3 protein-coding genes are annotated in these 1,041 nt (G+C 70.2%); all 3 read left to right on the forward strand.

Annotated features, from left to right (window positions below):
- Positions 1 to 212, forward strand: a 212-nt coding sequence (locus Q8Q85_14570) for a hypothetical protein (GenBank protein MDP3775480.1), incomplete at its 5' end; no start/stop codon positions are given.
- The gene (locus tag Q8Q85_14575; protein MDP3775481.1) at positions 212 to 808 is read left to right on the forward strand and encodes a hypothetical protein; all 597 of its coding nucleotides are present in this window, start codon (positions 212 to 214) and stop codon (positions 806 to 808) included. The genes Q8Q85_14570 and Q8Q85_14575, both read left to right, overlap by 1 nt.
- A partial coding sequence (locus Q8Q85_14580; protein ID MDP3775482.1) for a hypothetical protein occupies positions 805 to 1,041 on the forward strand: 237 nt, incomplete at its 3' end. The genes Q8Q85_14575 and Q8Q85_14580, both read left to right, overlap by 4 nt.

Here is a 1,041-nt window from a genome sequence, read left to right on the forward strand (position 1 = left end):
GGACCGGCGATTCGCCGGTGTTCGTCAGCTTCCAGGTGGACTGCGCGGTCGAGATCATTCCCAAAGAAGATCCCCGCTACCGCTTCTCGTGGGCGATGCGCCGGCTCTTCGAGTACGAGCCGTTCCACGTGGTGCAGACCATCTTCCCCTACGCCTACACCTTCTGGGTGGTCGGCGCGCACGACAAGACGCCAAAACGGCGCCACAAGTGATGGAGGCGGGCCTCGCGGACCTCGGCGCCCTGATCGCCGCGGTGCGGCGAAGCGGTGCCGTGCCGGCCCGACTCTACCTGGTTGCTCGCACCACGCATCTGGCGGAGCGATGGTGTGATCGCGTGCCCCAGCTCGAGCTCGCGGGAGACGCGGGATCGGCCGGGCTTGGCGATGCCGCGCGGGATGCGGCCACGTCGCTGGGGATCGATCTGGTGTGGGAGTCTCCCGCAGAGGTGATTCCGCTGCCGGTGGGCTGGGAAGAGCGGTCCCGGCCCGCGGCGATCGAACCGGGCGCCGGGAGCGCCCTCGAGATCCGGCACTTCGATCCCTACAGCGTGGTCCTGCGGCTGATCGCGCGCGGTGACGAACCCGACTACCTGGCGGCGCTGGAGTACGTGCGCCACGGCTGGGTCGAGCCGGCACGGCTCGAAGGTCTGCTGGGCGAGGTCGTTCCGCGCCTGACGAGCCAGACGCTGGCGCAGGATCCGGCGGAGTTCCGGCGGAAGTTCAAGGGCCTGCGGCAGCTCTACTTGCGAAGCCACGCGGTCTACAGCCCGGGCGGCACCCGGGCCGGCGAGGCGGTGGCGTCGGCGTGACCAGTTCGCGAACGGCGCACTCGCGCCTGGCGGATTTCGATGCGCCCGAATCGCTGTCCTCTGCTGTCGCCGCCATCGACGCCGCGTACGTTCCCCACGTCGTGGCCTGGAACCTCACGCGGCGCTGCAACCTCCGCTGCTCCCACTGCTACATCTCGGCCGGCCCGTCGGAGACCGCCGAGGGCGAGCTCGACACCGCGGCGTGCCGCCGCGTCATCGACCAGCTGCTCGCA

This window comes from Gemmatimonadales bacterium (assembly GCA_030697825.1).
GTDB lineage: Bacteria > Gemmatimonadota > Gemmatimonadetes > Gemmatimonadales > JACORV01 > JACORV01.

Coding starts and splice junctions, on each gene's coding strand:
- Q8Q85_14575 (MDP3775481.1), top strand. CDS start 212: ATGGAGGCGGGCCTCGCGGACCTCGGCGCCCTGATCGCCGCGGTGCGG.